21 protein-coding genes are annotated in these 25379 nt (G+C 33.7%); 14 read left to right on the top strand and 7 right to left on the bottom strand.

What is annotated here, in order from left to right; genetic code table 11:
* Positions 1-8 precede the first annotated feature (8 nt).
* Together GTR01_RS23470 and GTR01_RS23465 are read right to left on the bottom strand one after the other, a co-directional pair.
* The gene (locus GTR01_RS23470; RefSeq protein ID WP_034692883.1) at positions 9-335 is read right to left on the bottom strand and encodes a nucleotide pyrophosphohydrolase; all 327 of its coding nucleotides are present in this window, start codon (positions 333-335) and stop codon (positions 9-11) included.
* Complete coding sequence (locus GTR01_RS23465) at positions 335-1744, bottom strand: hypothetical protein (RefSeq protein WP_160140142.1); 1410 nt, start codon at positions 1742-1744, stop codon at positions 335-337. The genes GTR01_RS23470 and GTR01_RS23465 overlap by 1 nt, the downstream gene beginning before the upstream one ends.
* 183 nt (positions 1745-1927) lie before the next feature.
* Between GTR01_RS23465 and GTR01_RS23460 the strand changes: the two genes are divergently transcribed.
* A complete protein-coding gene (locus GTR01_RS23460; RefSeq protein WP_027375398.1) occupies positions 1928-2179 on the top strand; it encodes a type B 50S ribosomal protein L31 in 252 nt (83 codons plus the stop codon).
* A 223-nt stretch (positions 2180-2402) separates the two neighbouring features.
* Complete coding sequence (locus tag GTR01_RS23455; RefSeq protein ID WP_160140141.1) at positions 2403-3563, top strand: putative sugar nucleotidyl transferase; 1161 nt, start codon at positions 2403-2405, stop codon at positions 3561-3563.
* 35 nt (positions 3564-3598) lie between these two features.
* On the opposite strand, the gene GTR01_RS23450 is transcribed toward GTR01_RS23455, so the two are convergent.
* Positions 3599-5047, bottom strand: a complete 1449-nt coding sequence (locus GTR01_RS23450; RefSeq protein WP_160140140.1) for a DUF6794 domain-containing protein — start codon at positions 5045-5047, stop codon at positions 3599-3601.
* 212 nt (positions 5048-5259) lie between these two features.
* Between GTR01_RS23450 and GTR01_RS23445 the strand changes: the two genes are divergently transcribed.
* The 5 genes from GTR01_RS23445 to guaB all read left to right on the top strand — a co-directional run bounded on the left by GTR01_RS23445 (position 5260) and on the right by guaB (position 9929).
* Positions 5260-5769, top strand: coding sequence for an RNA polymerase sigma factor (locus GTR01_RS23445; RefSeq protein ID WP_160140139.1), 510 nt, complete (start codon positions 5260-5262; stop codon positions 5767-5769).
* Entirely contained in the window at positions 5744-6409 is a 666-nt protein-coding gene (locus GTR01_RS23440) for a hypothetical protein (protein WP_185155161.1), read from the top strand. The genes GTR01_RS23445 and GTR01_RS23440 overlap by 26 nt, the downstream gene beginning before the upstream one ends.
* A gap of 51 nt (positions 6410-6460) precedes the next feature.
* Complete coding sequence (locus tag GTR01_RS23435; RefSeq protein ID WP_160140138.1) at positions 6461-7741, top strand: DUF4252 domain-containing protein; 1281 nt, start codon at positions 6461-6463, stop codon at positions 7739-7741.
* Between the two features lie 10 nt (positions 7742-7751).
* Positions 7752-8261, top strand: coding sequence for a DUF4252 domain-containing protein (locus tag GTR01_RS23430; RefSeq protein WP_160140137.1), 510 nt, complete (start codon positions 7752-7754; stop codon positions 8259-8261).
* Between the two features lie 207 nt (positions 8262-8468).
* Positions 8469-9929, top strand: coding sequence for an IMP dehydrogenase (gene guaB, locus GTR01_RS23425; protein WP_160140136.1), 1461 nt, complete (start codon positions 8469-8471; stop codon positions 9927-9929).
* Between the two features lie 74 nt (positions 9930-10003).
* Here the strand turns inward: guaB and GTR01_RS23420 are convergent, their stop codons facing one another.
* The 4 genes from GTR01_RS23420 to GTR01_RS23405 form a co-directional block, all read right to left on the bottom strand.
* Positions 10004-10690, bottom strand: coding sequence for a T9SS type A sorting domain-containing protein (locus GTR01_RS23420; protein ID WP_160140135.1), 687 nt, complete (start codon positions 10688-10690; stop codon positions 10004-10006).
* 5 nt (positions 10691-10695) lie between these two features.
* Positions 10696-11289, bottom strand: coding sequence for a phage tail protein (locus tag GTR01_RS23415; protein WP_160140134.1), 594 nt, complete (start codon positions 11287-11289; stop codon positions 10696-10698).
* 106 nt (positions 11290-11395) lie between these two features.
* Complete coding sequence (locus GTR01_RS23410) at positions 11396-13273, bottom strand: AAA family ATPase (protein ID WP_228452331.1); 1878 nt, start codon at positions 13271-13273, stop codon at positions 11396-11398.
* Positions 13273-14343 carry a DUF4407 domain-containing protein gene (locus tag GTR01_RS23405; RefSeq protein ID WP_160140133.1) on the bottom strand — a complete coding sequence of 357 codons (1071 nt, stop codon included), beginning with the start codon at positions 14341-14343 and terminating at the stop codon, positions 13273-13275. Before GTR01_RS23405 ends, GTR01_RS23410 begins: the two co-directional genes overlap by 1 nt.
* Before the next feature lie 352 nt (positions 14344-14695).
* Between GTR01_RS23405 and GTR01_RS23400 the strand changes: the two genes are divergently transcribed.
* The 7 genes from GTR01_RS23400 to GTR01_RS23370 form a co-directional block, all read left to right on the top strand.
* Positions 14696-16030 carry a hypothetical protein gene (locus GTR01_RS23400; protein WP_160140132.1) on the top strand — a complete coding sequence of 445 codons (1335 nt, stop codon included), beginning with the start codon at positions 14696-14698 and terminating at the stop codon, positions 16028-16030.
* Positions 16031-16092: 62 nt separating this feature from the next.
* A complete protein-coding gene (locus GTR01_RS23395; RefSeq protein ID WP_160140131.1) occupies positions 16093-17238 on the top strand; it encodes a lamin tail domain-containing protein in 1146 nt (381 codons plus the stop codon).
* Positions 17232-23999, top strand: a complete 6768-nt coding sequence (locus GTR01_RS23390; RefSeq protein WP_160140130.1) for an RHS repeat-associated core domain-containing protein — start codon at positions 17232-17234, stop codon at positions 23997-23999. Before GTR01_RS23395 ends, GTR01_RS23390 begins: the two co-directional genes overlap by 7 nt.
* Positions 23989-24540, top strand: coding sequence for a hypothetical protein (locus GTR01_RS23385; protein WP_160140129.1), 552 nt, complete (start codon positions 23989-23991; stop codon positions 24538-24540). Before GTR01_RS23390 ends, GTR01_RS23385 begins: the two co-directional genes overlap by 11 nt.
* A gap of 254 nt (positions 24541-24794) precedes the next feature.
* Positions 24795-24992, top strand: coding sequence for a hypothetical protein (locus tag GTR01_RS23380; protein ID WP_160140128.1), 198 nt, complete (start codon positions 24795-24797; stop codon positions 24990-24992).
* A 3-nt stretch (positions 24993-24995) separates the two neighbouring features.
* Positions 24996-25139 (top strand): hypothetical protein, encoded by a 144-nt coding sequence (locus GTR01_RS23375; protein ID WP_160140127.1) that lies wholly within the window; start codon positions 24996-24998, stop codon positions 25137-25139.
* 54 nt (positions 25140-25193) lie between these two features.
* Positions 25194-25379: transposase (locus tag GTR01_RS23370; protein WP_160138522.1), on the top strand; the 186-nt coding region annotated here is incomplete at its 3' end.

Raw genomic sequence — 25379 nt, 5'->3', positions numbered from 1 at the left:
TAAGGATCTTATTTTAATTTTTCATTATTCTGATGACGATCCTTATCACGATCCGTCTTTATCTTCATTTTTCTGTCAAAGGCATCCTGCAGATTAACTCCAGTTTGATTGGCCAGGCATAACGTTACAAAAAGTACGTCTGCCAGCTCCTCACCAAGATCCTTATTCTTATCACTTTCCTTTTCACTCTGTTCACCATATCTTCTGGCGATGATTCTGGCCACTTCTCCTACTTCTTCAGTAAGCATCGCCATATTGGTGAGTTCATTAAAATATCTTACACCGATGGTTTTGATCCATTCGTCAACCTGTTGTTGTAATTGGGTAATTTCCATTATTGATAAGCTCCGATCGTAGGGTTTGTAGTTCTTGGTTCATTCACAATATCAAAAGGTACAGTTCCCGCTACAGTCACATTTCCTTTTCCTTTTGCCGGAGAGGTTGTTTTTACTCTTAAATTCATTTTGGCTGCAAAATAATTCATAAACTGCGGATCCTGATTTTTGATTGTTTGTATTACATTCGCATTATTATCAAAAGTAAATCCAGCTTCCGATGTTCCAGAATATTTTAATAAACAATTTTGGATAAGGTATTCAAACTGTTGTCCTGGCGTTGCTTCAAATTGTACAGCATTATCTCTATCAGAATACACAATACTGTTTTTTAGATTGAATTGTTGTAAAGCACCCTGCTCTGTCTGTCCTTTATCATTCTTCCATTCATTCGTTACGAAGATCCCTTTTCTGTCAAAGGTTCCCATCAGTTTAGAATAGTTGGCAATGGTAGCATGTGTATAATTGTGCTTTCCGCCTTTAAAAATTCCGATGGATGCTAAGCCACAGTTATTCATCACTACATTATTAGCAGTGACGGTAGAATTTACAGCGTAAATTCCATATTCAAAGAAAGTATGAATAAAAGAATTATTGATAGTAGCCGTTGTTTGCTTCATTTCAAGTCCTTTTGTTCCTCCAAATAATCTGGCATGATTCATATTAAGAATGGAAGCAGGTTCCATTTTGATCGAATTCCAGTTTTTAGAAATCGTATCATAATATGGATCATTGCGGTCACCACGAAGAATAACCTGTTTTTCAAGAGTTCCATTAATATTTAATACCCCTTTTGAGGAAACCTTCATTCCACTGTTTTTATGGAAATATACTTTGGTTCCAGGATCTATATCCAGGGTGACATCAGGATTTATAGTAAGATTTCCGTAGATAATCTTTGCTTTATTATTAGTCCATGTTGTGGAAGTCGTAATTACGTTCGGATTGGTAGGAGTCTGAATAAAAAACTCAGCATCCTGTACAACTGAGAACAAAGTAACATGTTGTTGTCCTGCAGGCCCGGTAAATATAACTTTATCTTCGGCGATGGCTTCAGGCCCCGTAGCTTGTGGAGCAATTTCTACATATATATATAGACTGTCTTTTTTTCTAAGCGGAACGTTTTTAAAATCATATCCCGGCTTTCCGTCTACATTGATTCTGTATAGCGATGCTGCTCCGCCCTCAAGATTTACTCTTGGGATCAGAACATCCTTATCCTCATTATTATATACTTTTACTACATAGGTTTCTGAACGTACCTGATGATATACCGTATCACAGAATACTGTATCTCTTGAAAATCTTAGCTGTTGTGAAGGACTATCAAAGGTAATATCATCCTTATTACATGATACTGCAACAAGGAGCATCCAGAAAGAAAAAGCCAATAATAATTTGAATTTCATCGAAATTAAAGTTTAAGTAAGTTCCAAATTTAACGAAAATACTTTGAATTTCTTATCAAGAAAAAAATATTAGAATCAGTATTTGGATATTAGAAAAAAAGTTGTACTTTTGCAACCTAAAATTAGCAGAGAAATATCCATTACTATTTCGAAAGCAAACTTTAATTTTTTAAAAATAGCATTATGAAAAACGGAATCCACCCAGAAAATTATAGACTTGTTGTTTTCAAAGATATGAGTAACGACGAGGTGTTTCTTTGCAAATCTACTGCAGAAACAAAAGATACTATCGAGTTCGAAGGACAAGAGTATCCACTAATCAAAATGGAAATCTCTTCAACTTCTCACCCTTTCTACACTGGTAAAGTGAAATTAGTTGACACTGCAGGTAGAGTTGATAAGTTCATGAACAAATACAAAAAATTCGCTAAGTAATTTTTGTATATTCAAAATATTAAAGCCTTTCAATCTTTTGGAAGGCTTTTTTTGTATCCAGACTTTATTATTATAAAAAGATCAGCCAAATATTTAGTCGTTCCGTTCCCGGTCTATTATCTTTTCTCTTCTATCTCAACTTCTCATATCTTTTTGTATTTTTGTTTTAAGTAGTAAAGGTTCAGCTTTTGGCCTCTATCTTTTAACCTATAATTTCTAAAAAATGCAATTAGTATTTTCAGACGCACAATATTGGGAAGACTTTCTTCCGCTTACCTTTACCCGACCAATTGCAGCAATGCGATGTGGAATCCTTACCTTTTCTGAAAGATGGCAGAGAATTCTGGAGAATACCGAAGTTTCTTATTTTACAGAAATGTATCTTCAGGATAAGTTTAAAACTCCGGAAGAAAAAGAAAGCCTATTCTTGGTTCCGAATTTTATTCCTACAGCATCTGTGATTCAACAGATTAAAGACCTGAAGCAAGGGGAAGCTTTGGTGTATGAAGACGAATTGGTAGCAGCAAAGGTGAATATGAAAGGGTTTTCTCTTCATCAGATCGAAAAAATGACGGATATTAAAGAAGAACTTATTTTCTTTAAAAAACCTAAAGATTTATTTACGTATAATCATCACGCTATTGATTTTGATTTTGATCTGCTTACCAAAGGAAGAACTTCACAGGAGCTGTCTTCTACAAACGGCTTTTTAGGAGATAAAAAAGATCTTTTTATTGAAGAAGGAGCCTCTATTGAATTCTCAACAATCAATACAAAAACCGGAAAAATATATATTGGAAAAAATACAGAAGTCATGGAGGGATGTCATCTTCGTGGTCCAATAGCACTTTGTGATGATTCTAAATTTAACCTTGGAGCTAAAATTTATGGAGCGACTACGGTTGGGCCGCACTGTAAAGTAGGAGGCGAGGTAAACAATATTATTATCTTCGGATATTCAAGCAAAGGGCATGAAGGATTTGTTGGAAACTCAGTCATTGGAGAATGGTGTAACTTTGGGGCAGACAGTAATTCCTCCAATATGAAGAATAACTACGGAAATGTAAAATTCTGGAGTTACAGAACCAAAGCATTTGAAGATACAGGTTTACAATTCGCAGGCTTAATTATGGGGGATCATTCTAAGACTGCTATCAATACGCAGCTAAACACCGGAACAGTTATTGGAGTTGCCTCTAATATTTTCAAACCAGGTTTTCCACCTAACCTTGTGGAAAACTTTTCTTGGGGTGGCTTAAAAGATGATGAAAGATTCAGACTGGATAAAGTGTATGAAGTGGCGGAAAGAGCTATGGCGAGAAGGAAAGTTGCTTTAACGGAAGAAGATAAGGCTATTTTGAAACATGTTTTTGAAACGTATTAAAATGGAATATAAAAACCTCAGAATTTTCTGAGGTTTTATTTTTTAATAGTAATAGGATGTGTATTTTCCCATTTTTCCCAAGAATCTTTGTCCCCTTTTAACCATTTAATATATTCTTCGATAATTAGACCTGAAATAGTTTCGTTTCCATATATTTCTTTTCCGATCCCACGATCATTAAAATACTTTAATAACCTGGAACCTCCATTTATTCCCCAATTATTTCTTATCCACATTCCAAGTCCGCCCAAATGAGAATTATATTCAAAAGAACTCTCGGCTTCTTTTAGCTTTTTTTTACTTTCAAAATTTAATGTTTTATCTAACTCTCTCATACATTCATAAAGGTTTTTAGGAATGTATATATCATTAATTTTTTCTAGTGTAAGACGTTTCTTGAATTCTTCTTTTTGCCTGTTTTTTTCCTTTATAGTTTCTATCTCTGCGATTTTATCGTCAAAGTTTCTATAGCCTCCAAAAAAATGTTCTAAATAAATTTTGTCAACCTCCTTAGGAATAAAATCTGTCATAAAAATTGTGGTTTCCAAATAATCCTTTATTTTCTTATAGTTGAACGCCTCATCGGCTTTAAAGGTTTCAATCTCAAATTTTCCACTTCTGTTTATATAACCTGTTATTTGTACTTCATTTAGTTTATATTTATGATAGGTTGCATCATCTATAGAAATAAATTTTAATCCTGAAAATTTGCTTATTGTTTCAGACAATTTTTCGCTACTTACATTATTTTGAATGTCATTAATATATTTATAAGGATATTTATAATATGAAATCTGGCTTTTAATACTTTCAATATTTTTTACTGTTGGATATAGAGAATCAAAATCAATTTTTGTTTTTAAGATCCTATTGGTATTTAGATCAAATAAAGTGACCATCTTTCTGGAATCTACAATATAGATTGTATCGTTTTTGTTAAAGACGAAATTTCGATTAAGAAATCTTTCTTTATCACTTATATTATCTTTGTAGACTTTCATAGTCGATGTGCTTTTCCGATAGTCTAATATGCTATTGGTATTCTCATAGAACATTTCACATTTTTCTTTGTCCTTATTACAATTTATAAATTCATCCGTATCATATGATTGTACAAGATTCCCATCTAAATAGTAAGTTACATTTTTATGCTCTTCACCTTTAAAATACGTTCGGTCTTTAATGTAAACTATTTTTCTGCCATCATTACTAACTGCCAGAAAAAAGGGATATTCATCATATAAATCAAAAGACCTATTAATCTTGTAGTAAGTCTTCCTAATGCCTAAACTTTCATATTCACGATTATATGTTATAATAGATTCTCCTCTTAATGTCGGGTAAGTTTCATCGTAAGAGATAGATTTAATATTGAACTTTGAATTAGGAGAATTTGTATAAGAGATAGGTACACTCTCCGTTGATAACTGAGACTTTAAAATTGAAAATAAAAAAGAAATGAGAACCAATAATATTTTTTTCATGAGCAAATATAAAAATTCTCTATTAATTCTCAAATCCGGGAAATGTATATTGATAAACAACGATGAACATTAAGTAAATCAAGACTTTTATAAAAAGATATAATCTATTAAGAATCTGTTGAAAATAAAAACTTGAAATTTTTCAAAGTTTTTTTATTTTTGATGTAATAGATTGTAAAGACTGGTTGTCTTACCTATAAGAAACAAAACTCATGACCCAAGAAACTTTCAAGAATACGGTGTTTATTCTCAAAGACGAGATGTATCGTTTTGCGAAGCGATTCGTCATGAGTAGTGATGAAGCAGAAGATGTAGTGCAGGATATCATGATGAAGTTTTGGCAGAAGAAGGATGAGCTGGAGCAGTTTGGGAACTTAAAATCCTATGCACTGAAGTCTGTCCGGAACGAATGCCTGAACCGCCTGAAGCATCACGATGTGAAGATAGGCTTTGCGGATATGCAGCTTCACCGATCGGAGCTTTACAGTATGGAAGTTGATAACCTTAAGGAACATATTGTAGGATTTATCAATCAGCTCCCCGAAAAACAGAAGCAGGTGATCCACTTGAAAGATGTAGAAGAGTACGATGTTTCCGAAATTTCTGAAATGCTGGAAATGGAAGAAAATGCAGTAAGGGTAAACCTTATGCGGGCAAGACAAAAAGTAAAAGAACAAATCTCACAACTGATGAGCTATGAAAAAAGATCAATTACAAGATAAATACAACGAAGTCTTCCAAAGTATAAAGGAAGAAAAAATGGAATGGAGTTTTGACGACTTCCTTCAGCAGGCAGAAAATAAAGTGCCTGAAGAAGACGCAGCACCCATTATTCCATTGGAAGAAAAGAAAAAGCCCTCATTTCCCAAATGGTTTTGGATGGCCGCCAGTGTAACACTGGTTTTTGGGATCGGATTTTTCCTTAAAAATAATTCAGGAGTTCAGGATAAGGAAAACTTGGTGAAAAATGAAGTGTTAAAGCAAAAGTCTGGTTTTATTGAAGAAAATAATAACCACCAGGAGCAAGTAGCAGTTAATCACACCGATTCTATTTCAGGAACTAAAAAAGATTCTATCTTTCAGGATAATCATGTAGCTGAAAAAGATGTGATGGATGAAATATTACCGAAAAGAGGAAGATTGAAAAAGGAAAGAAAGCCAAGATATGCAGACAATTCCTATTTTAAAAATAATAAAACAAAAGATTCTACAGGATATGAAAATTCTTATGTTATTGTAAATGGTAAAAGAATTGACAATGTAGAAGAAGCAATCAATGTAACAAAGTATTCATTCCAGATATTTGCAAATAACGTTAGTGAAAAATTGGCACAGCCTACTGTAGTAGATGATGATTATTAATCGGAAAAATAAACCGATTGTCATCATTAACTTAAAAAATAAAATTGACTCATGAAAAAACTATTCATAATATTCGCTCTTGCTTTTTCCCATTTCTTTAATGTATATGGACAAAAAGATAAATTTGACCAGCTCTTTGACAAATATCAGGAAGTGGAAGGAGTAACCTCTATTAAGATCGCTAAACCTATGTTTGGAATGCTGAACAGTCTTAATATTGATGATTCTCAGCTGGATCAGATTAAACCGTTGTTGTCAAAAATTAACGGATTAAAAATTCTTATTACCGAAAATCAGGAGAAAGGAAATACAGCCGATGGACGCAAGGTACAGGCTAATATGTCTCAGCTGAGTAAAGATATTTCTTCTTATTTAAAGAATCTCAACTACAGCGAAATCATGTCTGTGAATAATGCCGGGGCAAAAGTGAAATTTCTTTCTGCAGAAGCTAAAAATGGTATTTTGGAGGATCTGTTGCTAAGTATTGATGGGGGAAGTGGAGAAAGTATATTTGTAATGCTTGATGGAAAGCTTTCCATGGATGATGTGAGTAAGATCATCAATTCCAGTGAAACTAAAAAAAGCACAGTTTCTAGTATAAGAACTAATCTGAATTCAGATAGTAACTCATCTTACCTTAATGGAGAAGCCAGAAATGTTGGCGATTTTTCTGGAATTCAAATGAGTACAGGTGTCAACGTAATTTTTAAACAAGAGAAACCTACCAGTGTAAAGGTTATCGCTGATGCAGATAAATTACAATACATTGTTACAAAGGTTGAGAATGGTATCCTGAAAGTATATATAGATAATAAAGGAGTAAGAAATTTAAGGTTTAAAAATTTAAGTATCAATGTGTCTTCTCCAAGAATGGATAATATTGATGTATCTTCGGGATCTAATCTTACGGTGGTAAATTCTATTCAGGAGAAAACTATGACCATTGATGCTTCATCTGGATCTAATATCACCGGTGATTTCAAAGTTGCCAATGCTGCCACTATTTCTGTGTCTTCAGGATCAAATGTAAGAGCAGGAATTACAGCAGGGAATATAGCGATCAAAAGTTCAAGTGGCTCCAATATGAGTCTAAGCGGCAATGCAGATTCAGGAACCATTGATATCAGCAGCGGAGCATTGTGTAAAGCAGATGATTTGAAATTTAGTCATCTTGAAACGGAAGTTACTTCCGGAGCAAATCTGACTGTAAATGTATCAGGTAAACTAAAAGTGAAAGCTTCTTCAGGAGGATCTGTAAGATATAAAGGAAGACCTGAAATAGATGCTAATATCAGTAAAACATCAGGTGGATTGCTAAGACCAATTGATTAAAACCATTGCCATGAAAACTCTTAAAACTATTTTATTCTCGCTTTTGGTGATAGGGGCTCTTCAATCCTGTATTGTTTCCAGTAAACCGAAAATGGATTTCTTTTCAGATTCCGGGTATAACTTTAAGGATGCTAAGTTTACAAGCTTCAATGTACCGCTATTGCTGGCTAAACCTTATATCAAAAAGGCTTTAAGAAAAGACGGAGAAAGTGAAGAACTTATTAATCTTATTAAAAAAGTTTCTAAAATAAAGGTACTTACCGTAGAAAACGGCAGTAAAGAAATGCTGAATGATTATGCTAAATTTTTGAATAATAATCATTACGAAGACTGGGCTACCATAAAGCATAACGGTGACAATGTAAACCTGAGAGTAAAACAAGATGGAGAGGCAATTAAAAATATGCTGATTACTGTAAATTCTGATAAAGAATTGGTTTTTGTAGATGTAAAAGGGAGCTTTACCCCTGATGATATTTCAAAAATGATTAATGCAGTTTCAGATAAAGAGAAAAAATGATTTAAAGATCATATTTTTCTTTAAAGATCAAAAAAAATGAACTATTGCAAGTAGTTTCAGACATACTAAATTTATTTTGTAAAGGAAAACCGTTCTAAAAAAGAGCGGTTTTTCGATTTAACTTATTGATTATTAATTTTTATTTAAACTATTAAAAATGATTTTCATATGTCATTAAAATAACCTAATTTTGCAAAGAAAGTAAAGATGTCTATTCATAACAAAATTGTAGAGACAGCCATCACTTTCGATGACGTTCTTCTAGTCCCTTCTTATTCAGAAGTTTTACCTAATCAGGTTTCATTAAAATCAAGACTTACCGACAAAATCACGCTGAATGTTCCGATAGTTTCCGCTGCGATGGACACTGTTACTGAAGCTGATCTGGCTATTGCACTTGCAAGAGTTGGAGGGTTGGGCTTTATTCACAAAAACATGACGATTGCTGAGCAGGCAGCGCAGGTAAACCGTGTGAAACGTTCCGAAAACGGAATGATCTCAGATCCTGTAACGCTTTCAAAAGATCATACTTTAGGTGAAGCTAGAGAATTAATGGCTAAATATAAAATATCTGGCCTTCCCGTGGTTGATGCAAATAATGTATTAATCGGAATTATTACAAACAGAGACGTAAAATATCAGGAAAACCTTGATGTAAAGGTTGAAGAGATCATGACTAAAGATAACTTGATCACTTCTGATAAAAATACCAATCTTGAGAAAGCAAAAGAAATTCTTCTTAAAAACAGAGTTGAAAAACTTCCTATTGTAGATGCTGAAAACAAATTGGTTGGTTTAATTACCATTAAAGATATCGATAATCAGCTTGAATATCCAAATGCAAACAAAGATCAAAACGGTAGATTAATCGTTGGAGCAGGTGTTGGAGTTGGTGAAGATACATTAGAAAGAATTGAAGCTCTTGTAAAAGCAGGTGTTGATATCATTGGTATTGATTCAGCTCACGGACATTCTATTGGAGTTTTAAATAAGATTAAAGAAATCAGACAGGTATATCCTGATTTGGATATCGTTGGTGGAAATATCGTAACGGCTGAAGCTGCAAAAGATCTTATTGAAGCTGGTGCTAATGTTCTTAAAGTGGGTGTTGGGCCAGGTTCTATTTGTACAACAAGAGTAGTTGCTGGAGTTGGGGTTCCTCAATTATCGGCGATCTATAACGTTTACGAATATGCTCAGACTAAAAATATCGCAGTAATTGCTGACGGAGGTATTAAACTGTCGGGAGATATCGTAAAAGCTATTGCTAGTGGAGCGGGAGCAGTAATGCTAGGATCTCTTTTAGCAGGAACTGATGAAGCTCCAGGTGAAGAAATCATTTTCCAGGGTAGAAAATTCAAAACATACCAAGGTATGGGAAGTCTTTCTGCTATGAAGAGAGGTGGAAAAGAAAGATATTTCCAAAGTGAGGCTAAAAAATTCGTTCCGGAAGGAATTGAAGGAAGAGTTCCAAGTAAAGGTAAATTGGAAGAGGTTATTTTCCAGTTAGTTGGAGGATTAAGAGCAGGAATGGGATATTGTGGAGCTAAAGATATTGAAACTCTACAGAAAGATTCCAAATTAGTAATGATTACAGGTAGCGGATTGAAAGAATCACATCCACATGATGTGATCATCACTCAGGAAGCTCCTAACTATTCTTTATAAGAGAAAAGTATTATATCAAAATAAAAAAGCTTTCGGAATCTCCGAAAGCTTTTTTATTTTAATAATATTAAAATTTATTTTTTCATGAATTTAAACTCATGAGATTGTAAGCCACGAGTTGTAATTCTTAATAGATACACCCCTGGTGTGAGCTGGGAAACATCTACTTTTGAATCGAATATTTCAGACCTTATAAGACGGCCGTCAATATGATATATCTGCATAATTTGACCATCATTAATTCCGGAAATGTGAATGATGTCAATAACTGGATTGGGAAATAATTGAATTCTGTCTTTAGAAATTTCTTGTACTCCAAGAGCGGGACCTTGTACATCTCCTGTCATGGTAGAGTTTCCGGAAGCAAGATTACCACCACATTGGCTGTTGGTTATTGTAGTATTTTCAATCCATGTTCCAGCGGCGTTTCCTGGTGGAATTGGAAGGCTGTTGTTGCTTGTAGAATTGTAGTAGATTAAAAAAGGAGTTGTGAAAGTACCATTGCCTTCATCTGCGAGAAATTCCCATCGGGATAAAGCATTGTTCCATTGAATTTTAAATTCACAAGTTCCAAGACCTCCACAAGGCTGCTGTCCATCAATAGGAGTTGTCATATAAATATTTTTATTGAAGCTATCCGTTCCGGTTTTATTGAAAACGAAATTCTGATTATCAAATAGATTATGACATCCGTTAAAGGTGATCGTCTGGCCCGAAGCTGAGCCTGCAAATACCAGACATAATAAATAAAGGTATTTCATAACCATTAATTATGAGATGGGAAAATACCATTCAGCGCAATAATACATTTTACTGTAAGAAATGGCTGCCTGTTTTCATGAGCTTGATTGCCTCCCGTATTGTTTAGCATTGTACTTTTCATGGTAGTATCCGTTGCAGCATCTGAATATTCTTTATCCAGAATTTTTGTATTAGCGGGTAAACTTCCGGTAGGTACATTCTGATTTCCTTCAGCGGTTACAGCATTTACCGTGTGATTGTGAGCTGGCATTTGTGCCACGGTTAAGGTCACGCTTTCAGCTCCTCCGGTTTGTCCAATGGTGTAATTTGTTTGACCTCCGGGAGCCTGTCCATTATGAACAAGAACTCTACCCCGCATATCAGGTAATGCAAAGTTCGTAATTCCATCTCCTCCGTAAGTAGTCCCTAAAAGAGAGAAAAGGGCTGTGTTTTGGGAGATAGACATAAGCTGCCCATTACATTCAGCCCAACCATTCGGGGCAAAATTATAAGGTACAAATGCAATTTGACCTAAAAAAGGTTCTGATCCTTGAGCTTTTAATACAGGGGAAAATGCACTGCAGATGAGCAGTGTGCATGTGAAAAGTAAATTTTTCATGATAATTGATTTTTACTAGAATAAATTTAAAAAGAAAAACCCTTTCAGATTGAACTAAAAGGGTTGAATTTATTAATGGTTTTTGGTATTTCTATAGATATTTTCTCTAGGAATTCAGTAATTGATGATAATTCGTTATATGTAAATATCCTTCTTCTTTGATGCTGACTACTAATTGATGCTCAATTGCCATATCATGAATTTCCTTTGGTGACATACTTCCTTTTTCACTAAGGGTTTTACTCATGTGTTTAAGTAAATCAAGATGCAGCATCAGATCTTCTCTGGTTTTTTGTACAAGTTCCTGCATTAGTTTTTCGATTCTTTCATCGGTGATGTGCTGCTGCATACGATGAGGATAAGCTTCTAGATTATAGGCAGCCTGATACTCTTTTTCAAAACCATATTTTCTGATAAAATCAATAGCGAGGCTTGTAGCCTGTTCCCTGTCGTGACTTCTCCCGATACTGGCATGCTGATCTCCAAAAATAATTTCTTCTGCAATACCACCTGCCAGATAGATTTTTATTCTATTCAGAAGACTTTCTTTAGTATCATGAATCTGATGAGGGAAAGTAAAACCTGCCGCATAGCTGCTTGCTACTTTACTTTTAAGTTGTAGGGGAGCGAAGCCTGTATAAAGGATATAAGAAACAGCATGACCACATTCATGAACGCTGATGTTGGCCACGGCATCATGCTGGTTGGCTTGTCGTATACTGTCGATTCTGCCTAAATAAGGAATTTCAATGGTTCTCGTTCCTATTTTTCCGGTAATTATTTTCTTCTCCTGAAGGTAATTAATCTCTATGTTTTTATCATCATGGATAATGGCTTCAAATAGAAAATTGCTGAGGTTGGTATCTAAAATGTCCACCACACTGCTGAAAACAGGGCGTACCCCTTGAACCGGAAAGACTCCGTTTCGGTATATCAGCTCATTGATGGCTTTGTTGATCTTTAAAGAAACTCCAAACTTAGTTTTTGTTTTATGTTTTAGATTATCAATCTCCCGCTGAATTAGCTTGTGAAAATCCTCAGTTTTTAAAGAAAAATAAATCAAATGAATATTTCCAAACCTGGCTACCTGTTCAGGTCGGAATTTTCTGGCTAACGCATTTTTAATATCAACAACAGTTATTTTCTTAGTGAATGCATGGTAAATATTAGCGTCCACATCTGCTTCACTGGTTTCTTTTGACATTTGAAAGGCTTCATCCAGATTTCCACTGATGATGATAAGCATTTTGCTATAATCTACAGGTTCATAGATCTTCTTTTCTTTCTGTTTCTTGCGAATGAGCTTAATCATATCTTCTTCCTTCATATCTATGATGCTCATAACATCATCATCCATGCTAAGGTATTTTTTTAGCTCCTTGGCATCCCATAGGTTCAGATAAGGATTTTCATCAAGCTCTGTTTCTCCACTCAATTTGCGCCTGTCATTTTCTTTTTTGCGGAACAGATAGGAAAATAAATAATGTTCAAGATCTTCACGTTCTCTTTTACTTAAACGTCCATCACTCAATAGTTCCCAGAAATCTGTGAATTTGGTTTGTGGTACAGGCATTCCATCCGGATCAATAGTATTGAAGCGCTGGATCTCATCAAAAAGGGCAATGCTTGGTTTCTCATCACTCAGTCCGTTGCTTTGTAAAATATCTGAAACACTTTTACTCCATGATGTTTCATCCGTATTGCTTAATTCAATTTCTACGAAACGGTTTTGGAAATCAAGAAAGCGAACCATTTTTCTTACCAGATCCGTTTTTCCTACACCGGTCATTCCCCATAGATTAATAACCACAGGGCGGGTCAGAATCTCCGGCATCAGGTACCATATCTGAATATATTCCATGATATCATCGATGATCTTATCTATACCGATGAATTCTTTTTTAAGGTAAGCTTTACAATCGTCAAGCTTCTTCTTCTTTTTTTGGATTTCTTCTTTGTTAATAATCATGTATGAAAAATACATTATTTTTTTAGATTATCCTTGAAATCTTCGACTCTGAAATCGGTAAGAGCATTTCCTTTTTCTATTTTTTCTTTAGAATATAATCTGAAGTCATTTTCTGTTTTTTCTAAGAGATAATCATAAGGTCCTACATGAGAAATCAACTTTACCAAAACGGGAGAAATTTCAAGACAGATAAATAATCCCATGATAAAGGTAGCCGCCAGTCCTATGATAGCGGAGTTTTTACCAAGTTCGTCCAAAGCCTGAAGTCGGGCAGCAAAACCATTGAATTTATCTTCAAAAGTTTCTGTAGACTTTCTTTCTGTTTCAAGGTTGGTATAGACTTTTGAAATTTCTTTATCCAGATATTCCAATCTTGGAGCTACTTGTTTCTGATAATTTTCAAGATCTTGTCTTCGTTGCTCTTTAAGTTGTTGTTTACGCTTAGCGTTAGGGCCAAATCCTTCCTTACCACTGGTTAAACCGGATTCTTTACCTAGAATTTCCTTCTCAAGCTCTACAGATGCAGAATCATAAGATTGTTGATATTGAGCCGCCTTTTCTGCAATTTGTTTTTTTTCTGTTTCAAAAGGGCCGCTTTGCTGAAGAATTCTTCCGGTCATTTCTCCCTGAAGCTGTTTTTTATTCCTTTGAATGATGGTATTGAGTTGTTTGTTTACCTCTTTCTCAAAGATTTTAAGCTCTAAAGGTTTTGAAATAATTATCCCTAAAAATGTGGCAAGAATTAAACGAGGAATAGACATCAGAATCTGATTCCACCATGTTCCTGTTTTTTTGATGGAAGAGACAATATATCGGTCAAGGTTAAAGATCATTAATCCCCACAGGATTCCAAATCCTACCGCTGCCCAGATATCATCAAATACTGTATACATGGCATAGCCTGCGGATAGTGTGGCAAACACGGCTGTGAAGAGTACAATACCTCCAATCCCGGAAAATTTATTCCATTCACTGGGGGTCTTTCTTAAAATATGGATGTTCCCGCCGGAGCATACCATCAGAAACTTTTGGAACCAATTTATTTTATGATTCACTTGATTTATAGTTTGTTGGTCTGTTTTCATTATAGAAAATTTATACAAAGGTAATACTAAAAACTATACCAATGTAAAAGATAGTATTATGTTTTACCAAGTAATTTAAATTTTGGCTTTAAATAACTTGCTGAGATTGTGATTTTATTGATTAAAAAAATATTTGTTTTGTAGGGTTTTATAAAAAATATTATATGTAAATCAATAGTTTGTTTTGTTTTTCATGTGGTGGTGAAAAAAGCATGACTAATTGTTTGTAGAATATGTAAAATATTTTACTTTTGCATCAAGGGGAAGTTAGACAATATATTTATGACCTATGTGGTATAAAGATACAGGCCGTTGAAACCCTGTCTTCCCCTTTTAATTAAAAAAACAACTAATGACTAGAAAAGATTTCCTTACACTAGGCTCTCTAGGTGTATTCTATTTGCTATTTCCAAGCTATCTGTATTCTAAAGTTACCTCTAAAAGTTGTCTACCTGATGATATTAATGCAATGCTAAAATCTGCATCAGATTTAAAAAAGCAGCAAAAATTTGAGGAAGCAAAAAAAATCTATCAAAAAATCATCTTACAGTTTCCTAATGAAATAAGAGCTTATGATGGTATGCGTAAGATCTTATTATCGCAAAAAAACAAGGAATGGGAGGTAATACTGATGTTTAAAGCAGCTTTACTGATAGCACCGGATAATATTGAGCTTCAGCAGCGTCTCAACAAAGAGTATGTAAATGCTGCGACCGGAAATAAAAAAATAGTAAAACTTATCGGTTCCAATGGACGTTTATTAACTGATGTTAAAAAGCAATATGAAAACCCAACTCAAAGGAGATCTAGAAATGCGACTATGCAGGAACAATACTCTAAAGTATGCAGATTGGTAGAGTGGGATGCTGATAGTGGGAACCTTCACAAAAATGCAAAGTTTAAAGCCTATAAAAAAGAGCAGTATCAAAAACAAAAACATAGATTTGATCATCTTACAACAGACGAATTAAATACTGAATTGAATACATTATTGGCAAAGCCTTTTTCTAAAGACAGAGAGCAACATATTCGCCAACTTTATAACTTAAGTTTTAAAAAAATGCGGAAAGAGAAAAATCCTGAAGCATTAAATAAGGCATTAACGTATTACAATACTGTAGATAAAAATGATCCTTTATTTTTAAAATATATCCGAGATTTAGCCCGATTGCAAAAGAAACATGATGTTTTAATTCAGATTGAGAATCAGAATAATGCTCTAAAGAAAACATTCTGGTCTGCTTTATCACTATTAGATGCCTACATCAAAAAGGCAGAGCATCAAAAAAGTGCTGTTTCTGTTGAAACAATAGGACTTATGAAGTTTTTAGAAGAAAACATAGATGCGCCAGATAAACGATTTGAAGTTAATACCCGTAAAATCAAGCTTGATATTATGGGAAATCAGCTTGATGCTGCTAAAGACAAAATACTTCTTCAAAGTAAAAATATGTATGGTGCTTTCAATACACATATGATTGACCGCATAAATGTTCTGATTGCAAAGTACTATTCGAAAAAAGGAGATTCGGAGGGGAAAAAAAGAATATTGAATATTGTGGTTGATCCAAGACAATATATTGATCATACAGACTCTCTTATTAAATCAATTGCTTTAATGAATCAGAACAGGATCTCCAAGGGAGTTTACAATCAAAATTTACAAAAACTAATAAGCCAGTCATGAAAATAAAATATTCAGCTTCTTTTTTTCTACTCCTTGTTGGAAAGCTTTTTTATTCTCAGATAATGATTACAGAGATATATTGGAATACTCCCTATAATGAAAAACTGAAATTTACTAAGAAAATCAACGGGGTTCCTAATGGTGAGCTGATTGATGCAATAAAACACCATAGAGGAGAATTTGTAGAGATCTATAATTACAGCGATAGAGACCTAAATCTTAAAAATTGGACTTTATATGATTATCAGGGTTCATTTCAGCTGCCGGATAAGATTATTAAAAGCGGGCAGTTTGTGGTAATTGCCTATAGTACTCTTCCAGGAAATACAACTCCTTTTTCAGAGTATTTTACCACCACAGCTGGAAAAGAAGATCAAATCATTCTTCAGGATAAGATTATTTTACGAAATAAGAGAGAAACTTTATCTTTAGGATATGTTACAAATGATGGGGTTGGAGCTATAGTAAGTAAAATGGGATGGGATTTCAGAAGTGAACCTAAACCTAATTTTATAGCTAATTTAGCAGGAAATCCCTCACAGTTTTATACTGTCAAATCAATACAGTATCATCCTGATCCCGCGTCTACGCTGGATCCAAATATACAACTCGAACCAGACGCTATCACTGATTATCAGGCAGCTCCTAATCTTTTGGCTGCTGATTTTGTTCCTCCTATTCAAAAGTATGAAGAGCTGGTTAAAAATACATTTCAGGAATCTTTTTCCAGTTTGGATTGGGGAGATAATGTTGATGAATTGGTTAATAAGACCTGCCCTATTTCAATTGAACAGGTTTCTCAAACCCCAACAACTCCTAATAATCCTGTAAGACAATGTTTTTCATATGATACTGCCGGAAATTTTGTGAATACAAATTGTGGAAAGAATGTTATAGTTCCTCCAATAGAATTAATTACACATGATTTGGATGAGATAAAGAATACTATTAAAATATTCCCTAATCCCACAAAAGCTTCGGAGCAATATAACGTGACGATATCATGGTCTGGCCCGGCATTAGATAAGATCCAGAGCGTACAGGTTTTTAATTCAATAGGTTCAGTTATTCATAATTTTAATTTTACACCAACTCAAGGTATCAATACAATTTCCTTTAGCCTGCAGAATCAGCTTCCAGGAACTTTTGTTGCCAATTTTGTTTTATTTAATGGGCAGGTAATATCTAAAAACATTTTAAGATGGTAATTTCACAAACAATAAAATTAAAGGTCTATTCTTTTCTATTCTTTTTTATATCATATCACTCAATATTTGCTCAAGAGAATAAGACTATTGAGATTCCTTTGAAGTATAGCACTACAGGCTATGCTGAGAATAATCCTATGCAGAAAAACCTAGTTTCTAAAACAACAGAATCTAATATACTTACTCCTTCGGTACAGGCAGAAATGGTTACTAGTGAAACAGGTGCTCTTACTTATACTTTACCGATAGAAGTTTTTAAAGGATTAAATAATTTTCAACCCAATGTTGCTTTAGCTTATAATAGCCAGAATAGCAATGGACAGGCTGGATGGGGTTGGAACATCGTAGGACTTTCTACCATAACAATGGGAGGGAAAAGTAAAGAGATTGATGGAATTACTATTGGTCCACAATACGATGGTAAGGATCCATATTATCTGGATGGGCAAAGGTTAATAAAAATTGATGAAACTACTTTTGCCACAGAAAAATTTTCAAAAATTAAAATTACAAAACCTACATCCGGGGAATATAAATTTATTGTTCAGTATACAGATGGTAAAATTGCAAAATATAAAGAGTTGGCTTCTCAACAGTTTTATATTTCTACAATTGTAGATGCTTTTAACAATGAAATACACTATTCTTATCAGGTAGAAAATAATGTTCCGGTAATAACCAAAATATCATATGGAGGCAGTAATGCTGCGGATGATAAATACTTTGTCAATTTCCTTTATAAAGCTCGAAAGAGAAATATTCAAATATTTAGAAAAGGAGTTTCATATCTTACCAATAAAGTCCTTTATGAAATCAATACAGGATCTTCCAGTGTGTCATTATACAGAAAATATGTTCTTTCTCATGATTATATTGAAGATAATAGTGTAGAACGTTTAAGAAATGTGGATGTAAGTAATGAGAATGGGGAGAATCTTAAACCTTTAAACTTTAATTATAATACCACTACCCAAGGAATAATAGCATGGGGAGCAAATAGATGGGATGGAATTAATGGTGGGGCTACTGGTTTAGGAAGTGTTACTTTAGGTAATTTTTCAAAAGGAAAATATGCTTATCCTGTTTTTCAGGTTAGAGAATCGAATGGATATTCTATCAGTGATGGTGGTGTTTTTTCAGGAACGATAAATGTAGGAACAAATAATTCAGGTACATCTTTATTTTCGGGAAGAGTTCTGGATCTTAATAACAGAATAACAGAAAAAGATCAATTAATTGTTGTGAATGAATCTCCCATAGGTACTGGAGATTATAACAGTCCAAATTCTGCAGCAAACCAACAGCTAAAAGATCAGGTTGTCTTCGGTATAAAGAATATGGTGACCGGCGATCTGCGAAAAGTGACAGTTCCTGTAAAAGGAGGATTGGTAGAAGTACAGAATTATATAGCACCAGATCCTTATGACCCTTATAGCCAAGGATCTTATGAAACGTCCTATACTAGAGATGAAACAAGAAGAGAATATGTTCAGGCGGACTTTAATAACGATGGGCTCATAGATTTTTTAATTATAGAACCACAAAATTTAAACAGAGGAAATCGTATATATCTGGCTGAAATCGGAAGACAAAATTCCAGTACTGCAATTGATCTTAACCCAATTATTTTAAGCGAAACTTTAGCATTACATGGTAAAGATATTTATCCGGTAGAATTTGATGGGGACGGTCTTCCGGAATTGTTGGTTGTAGATAAATATAATGCAAAATATTCTGTCTATAAAATAAATTTTGGAACAAATGGCTTGGATGCATTAGTTTCTAATGAACAGCTTTATAATTTTGGAAGTAAAACGCCTCTTTTTTTTGGAGATTTCAATGGTGACGGTTTAACTGATTTTATTACTCCACAAACTGTTTATGAAATTCCTGAAGACGATAATTCTGGAATTAAAATGGGAGATACTTATTACAGGATGCAAACAGAAGGCTTGCTATGGTGGAAATATACCGGAAACGGAGCAACATTTATAAAAAATCAGGAAGATTACACAGAACAAAAGATTGCGTATTTAAAACCCTCTCAGAATAATTATATAAAAAGAACCACTTTTTGGCAAAAGTTCTGGAACGGGCAACCTGATTCATATGAATTTACACGATATGCAACTAATAATATTATTATTACAGATTTTAACAATGACGGACGGTCAGATATTATTACCATTAATAAAATTGGTAAAATAAAATATAATGTTGATGGGAAATTATATGGAGCACTTGTACACAATCTATCTAATACTTTATTAAGAAGAGCTTCTGCTCTTAGAATTGAAGAATTTTATTCATCACTTACGAATAGGGTGAATTTTTATGAAAACAAGAATTTACAGGGAGGTACATTTAAACAATTATCTACCTTTTCTATAGAAAATAACGGAATTTCTCCATTATCGCTTATTACATCAGTTTCCAGTTTTAATTATCTCAATATATTCAGAGCTGGTATTGATATTTTTGATCCAATTTTAAGGGAGAATAAATTTATTGGGATCAGTAATGATAATTTTTTAGAAAAACAGATCCAGGAGGTGAATAATGGTTCAAATGTTCTTCAAAAGATCAGTTATGAGAGTATGGATTTTCTGGAGGGGGCTGAGGCTAATATTAACAGGAGTAAAATAGCCTATTATTATAAGCCACAGGAACAGTTGAAATATCCTTATTTGGTGCATAAAGCTAATCCAATGCTTTATTTAGTCAATAAAATTCATACTGTATTTGATGATAAAATCCTTACAAAAGAATACCGATATGAAAACGGAATACAGCATCTTGAAGGAAAAGGATTCAGAGGATTTCAGAAAACCTATGCCAGTGACGCTTATGAATCTGAACTGAAGAATGGAAAGTATATTAATAAAAACCCTGTAAAAGCGGTTTTCTGGAATATTGAGACAAGAGATCCGGAAATGGATAACGCTGTTGTAAAATCTACTTATGGCGGTATCAATAAATTTTTTGTTGAAAATACAACCATCAATAAAAAGTTTGACAAAGGAAATCATCAGTATCTTATTATGCCTGTGGAAGAGAGTTCCAAAGACATTCTTAAAGATGTTCTTATCAGTAAAAAATATAATTATGATGAGACTGATGATCTAAAATTAAAAAGTGCAAGTACAGATTATAATGGAATTGGATTTTCTGTTTCAAAATATACATATAAACCGGAATTCTCTAACGGAGATCATTATTTCTACGGAAAGATGGCATCTGTTGAAAATATAGTTTCTAAAGATGGATTGTCACTTTCTAGCAAAGAAGAATCTGATTATTTTCCAAACGGAAATGTTTCAGAGTCCAGAAAATACAGTAACCAGGCTAATATGGCACCTGTTGTCACATCTTATACTTATGATGGAATTGGCAATCTGAAAACTCAGACGTTATCTACCTTAGGAATTGCAGCTCAAACTACGTCGTATGACTATGAGGGAACCAATCGTTATGTAAATAAGACAACTAGTCCTGACGGATTATTTTCTACGGCAGATATCAATTCGTTTGGAAGGGCGGTCTCTGAAGTTTCTTCACTTGGTTTATCTACCTCTTATCAATATGACAGCTGGGGAAATATAACAGAAATAACAGATTTTCTGGGTAAAAAAACAAGCATCTGGAAATCTGTTGCAGATGCTTCTTCAGGGGGCTTATATAATCTTCATAAAAAAAGAGAAGGGGGTGCAGAGACCATTGTAACCTTTGACAAGTTTGATAAAGAAATTCAAACAAAGGCACAATCTGTAAATGGTAAATGGGTTGTTCAGAAAACAGAATATGATATTTTCGGAAAAAAGATCAAGTCATCTGAGCCTTTTTTTGAAGGCGAAACAATAAAATGGAATACGGTAGAATATGATGAACTCAATCGTCCTGTAAAAAATATTGCATATACCGGAAAAGTAATTACGACATGCTATGAGAAACTGAAAGTTACAGTAGATGATGGTTACAAAAAAACATCTAAAACTGTAGATGCGATGGGGCATGTGGTAAGACAGCAGGATCATGGAGGTGTTTTAACCTATTTATACTACCCTAACGGAACTTTAAAGGAAACCAATTATGAAGGCATCAAAACAAGTTTTGAAATTGATGCCTGGGGAAATAAATCTAAAATTAAAGATCCTTCTGCGGGAACTTTTACCTATGAATATGATAATTTAAGCCGTATTATTAAGGAGACAACACCAAAAGGTTATACACTGTATACTTATGATGATTTAGGAAGACCTCTTACTGAAAAAACGTACGGAAATAAAGCTGCTGACAATACCAATATAGAAAAAAAATACACCTATAATGGGCAGACAAAACTTCCAGAAACCATCACTGGTACAAGCAATGGTAATACATTTACCTATACCACTTATTATGACCAGTATTTCAGAATAAAAGGGAAGAAAGAAGAAACACCTGCTTTTACCTATACGTCATCTACTACATTTGATGCCTTGGGGAGAGCGGATACTGTAGATATTAATACTAAATTTTCAGGATACTATTCCTCTTCATCTGTAAAAAATATATATGATAGTAATGGTATACTGATCCAGCAAAACGATGCTGTAAAAAATACTGTGATCTGGCATATATCATCAGTAAATGCAAAAGGGCAGACTACTCAGATGGAGTATGGTAATGGGTATACAATTACCAGCCAATATAATCCGAATGATTTTTCTCTTACTCAGATAAAGCATCAGAATACCAACAACGGAACATCAGTTCTGGATATTGATTATAATTATGATGTAAATAAAGGGGTACTCAACTGGCGGAGAAACAATACTTTCGGAAAAAAAGAAGACTTTACCTATGATAAGCTTAACCGTCTTCTTACAGAAGCGGTAAACGGAGTCTTATCTAATGAGTATACTTATGATAAAAGAGGAAGGATAACTTCCAATACAGAATTAGGAAAATATAATTATAACGAAACAGATTATAAATTACAAAGTATTGATTTTAATACCGCAGGGCAGAATGTAAGTGCTCAGAGAGGATTTGCTTCTATTGCTTATAATGCATTCAAAGCACCAATAAAAATAAGTCTCGCGGGTAAAGAAGATCTGAATTTTGAGTACAATATTCTGAAAACCCGTTACTCCATGTTTTCTAATTCAGGAAAACAAAAGTTTTATACCTCTGATTTTGCCATAGAATTTACAAATACTCCCAATAAAGGTGCTGGAACGCTTGAGATAACAACCTATATCACGGGGGATCCATATTCTGCCAATTATATAAAGAAAGATTATATAACATTAGGGGCATCAGTAGACCGCTCAGAAAACTATTTCCTGCACAGAGATAATCTCGGAAGTATTCTTGCTATTACCAAAGCAGATGGAACTGCTGTTGAAAAACGTTTCTTTGATGCTTGGGGGAATCTTAAAGAGCTTGTCAATGAAAGTGGACAAAAAATTACAGATGCTGTACAGCTAGCTTCAGGAAATCTATTTTTAGATAGAGGGTATACAGGACATGAACATTTGTGGAAAACCGGGCTTATCAATATGAATGCCCGTCTGTATGATCCTATCCTTAGAAAATTTTTAAGCCCGGATACTTTGGTTCAGGATCCGTTCAATACGCAGAGCTATGACAGGTTTGGATATGTTTATAATAACCCCTTATTGTACGTAGATATAGATGGGAATGAATTCATATCTTTAGGAGTCGCAGTTATTATTGGAGTTGCTGTTGCGATTACAACAAAAGCAATTATGAACATGATTAACGGGATTCCATTCTGGTACGGAATGGGGAAAGCTGCGGTAATGGGAGGAATTTCGGGTGCTATTAGTTTTGGGATAGGATCGGCGGCTACGTCTACTTTTGGAACCATTGTGAGTGTAGGTAAAGCTCTTTTTGAAGCGGGTGCTCATGCCTTAACCAGTGGAGTAATGGCTTCTATAGGTGGTGAGTTTGGAGGAGCTGCTTTTATGAGCGGAGCAATTTCTTCTCTAATGTCTAGTGGAATACAGGCTTTAGGTACTAATTTTGGATTAAGTAAAACATCAAATAAAACTGTTTATAATAATTTTGGAAAAGAATATATGAAAGCTGTTATGGTTACTGCCGGAGGATTAAGCGGAGGTATTTCTTCTACTATTGCTGGTGGTAATTTTTGGGATGGGTTTAGGCAAGGTATTATCACAAGTGGTTTAAATCACTTGTCACATGTAGGCGCTGGTGCCATAGCAAAAAATGTATTACAAAACAGATTAGAAAAGACTTTGGGTGATAGTGGAATTAATAATGATTGTACCACAGTACAAGCTTTGGAAATATTAAAGATTGTTTTTAAAGAAATGTGGGACTTAGGTACTGGATGGGGAAAATTTGCTGACGAATCGGGTGCTATTGCAGAATGGGAGAGTAATGATAGTCAAAAAATTTCAATAAACAAATATGGAAATTTAATTGCGGGTTCAGGAAGTCCTGCTTGGGGAATTACTAACAGTAAGGGGCAAATGCTGTATGCAATATCTTTACATACTGGCCCAATTAACAGATTTGCTGAGGTATTTTTACATGAATTAGTTCATTCAATAGATTATGTTAGTGGCTTTTATAAAGTTTTTTGGAGATTACCTAATATTACTGCTTTAATGGAATATAGAGCCTATAAATATGTTTATGATTGGACAGGGCAGAAAGATTCAAATCAAGACTACTTTAAAACTCAAATGGGATATACACCTAAATTTTTATTACAATATGGTTTTTAAGGATATAAAATTAATTATTTTACTATTTAGTATTGTCCAAATTAAGGCACAAATAAAACTAAATACTAAAAATGAGATTGATATTTTTTTTGAGGATAGTAAGTTTTCATTAAATAAAATTTTTAAAGGAAATGAATCTTACTTATTTAAAATTGTCAATAATACAAACAATACTTATATTATTGATCCTTACGGTTTCAGAGGGAATAATGTTGTGGAGACTTGTGATAAGAGTATTGTGGAGCCAGATAGAATTATTTTAAGTGGACTTTATAGAAGAACAGATAATGAGGATTGCTTCAATGATTTAGTGATTCTAAAACCTAAAGAAGAAAAATATATTCCCTTAAGTATTATAACTCTCAAAGGATCTTATGATCTTAATAAAAATAAAAAATATATACTAAATTTAAGTTCTACTCACAATAAGTATACAATGACGTTACTTGGTTGTCAAGATTATATTAAAAATGAATTAGAGAAAAAAGGCTATAAAGTACTAGAAGATAATATTGTTGCTAAAATACCTATAGTTCCTTAATTGTAATATTTTGATAATTATTTGTGATTTCATAATAAAAATTAAAGATAGAATACATTGATAGGAGTTTGAAATAAACAAAAAAGTTAAACCACTACGAAAGCAGTGGTTTAACTTTTTGAAAATTGCCCAATAGAGCACAGAGTTTCTGGAATAATTTTTCTGTAGGGAATGATTACATAGAGTCTAGAGAATATATGGAAGAAGCAAAGTGAAATGGGGGATATATCAATGATATAGGGCAAAATCATATTATGAATTCAATGCAAGTACATTCCATAGATATCATGTCTGGTTTTTCAAAAGGGTTGTATGGTAGCCCTATTGAAAACGATATCATTGAGTTTAGAGCTTATAAAGTGGCGAGCGAATGGACTGGGTATATTGAATCGAAAGGTTTGGATCACCTTTCAAAAATAGTAGATTTTTATTTCTCATTATATAAAAAGTAAATTATGGACAAAAAAAATTCAATAATAGCTTTTATATGTCTTTTTCATTCCTGTACATCTCAAATAAAAAATGATGGACAAAATTTAGAAATCATTGTACCTAAAACGGTGACTTTAGATAAAATAAAAATAGGAGTAGAAGGGTAAACTTCCCTGTTTTTCAGACAAATTAAAATTATTAAATTTAGTTTGTTAAACATTATGAAAAAGAGCAAATTTTCAGAACATCAGATTATCAATATTCTGAAAGAATATGAATCTGGGAAAGCGACAAAAGATATTTGTCGTGAGCATGGAATTTCAGCAGCTACTTTCTACCAGTGGAAGCAGAAATACGGAGGAATGGATGCACAACATCTTAAGGAACTTAAAGCGTTACAGGAAGAG

Source organism: Chryseobacterium sp. c4a, from assembly GCF_009900745.1.
Taxonomy (GTDB): domain Bacteria; phylum Bacteroidota; class Bacteroidia; order Flavobacteriales; family Weeksellaceae; genus Chryseobacterium.
Note: the sequence above shows the minus strand (reverse complement) of the source record. Positions and strands in the feature narration are given on the sequence as shown.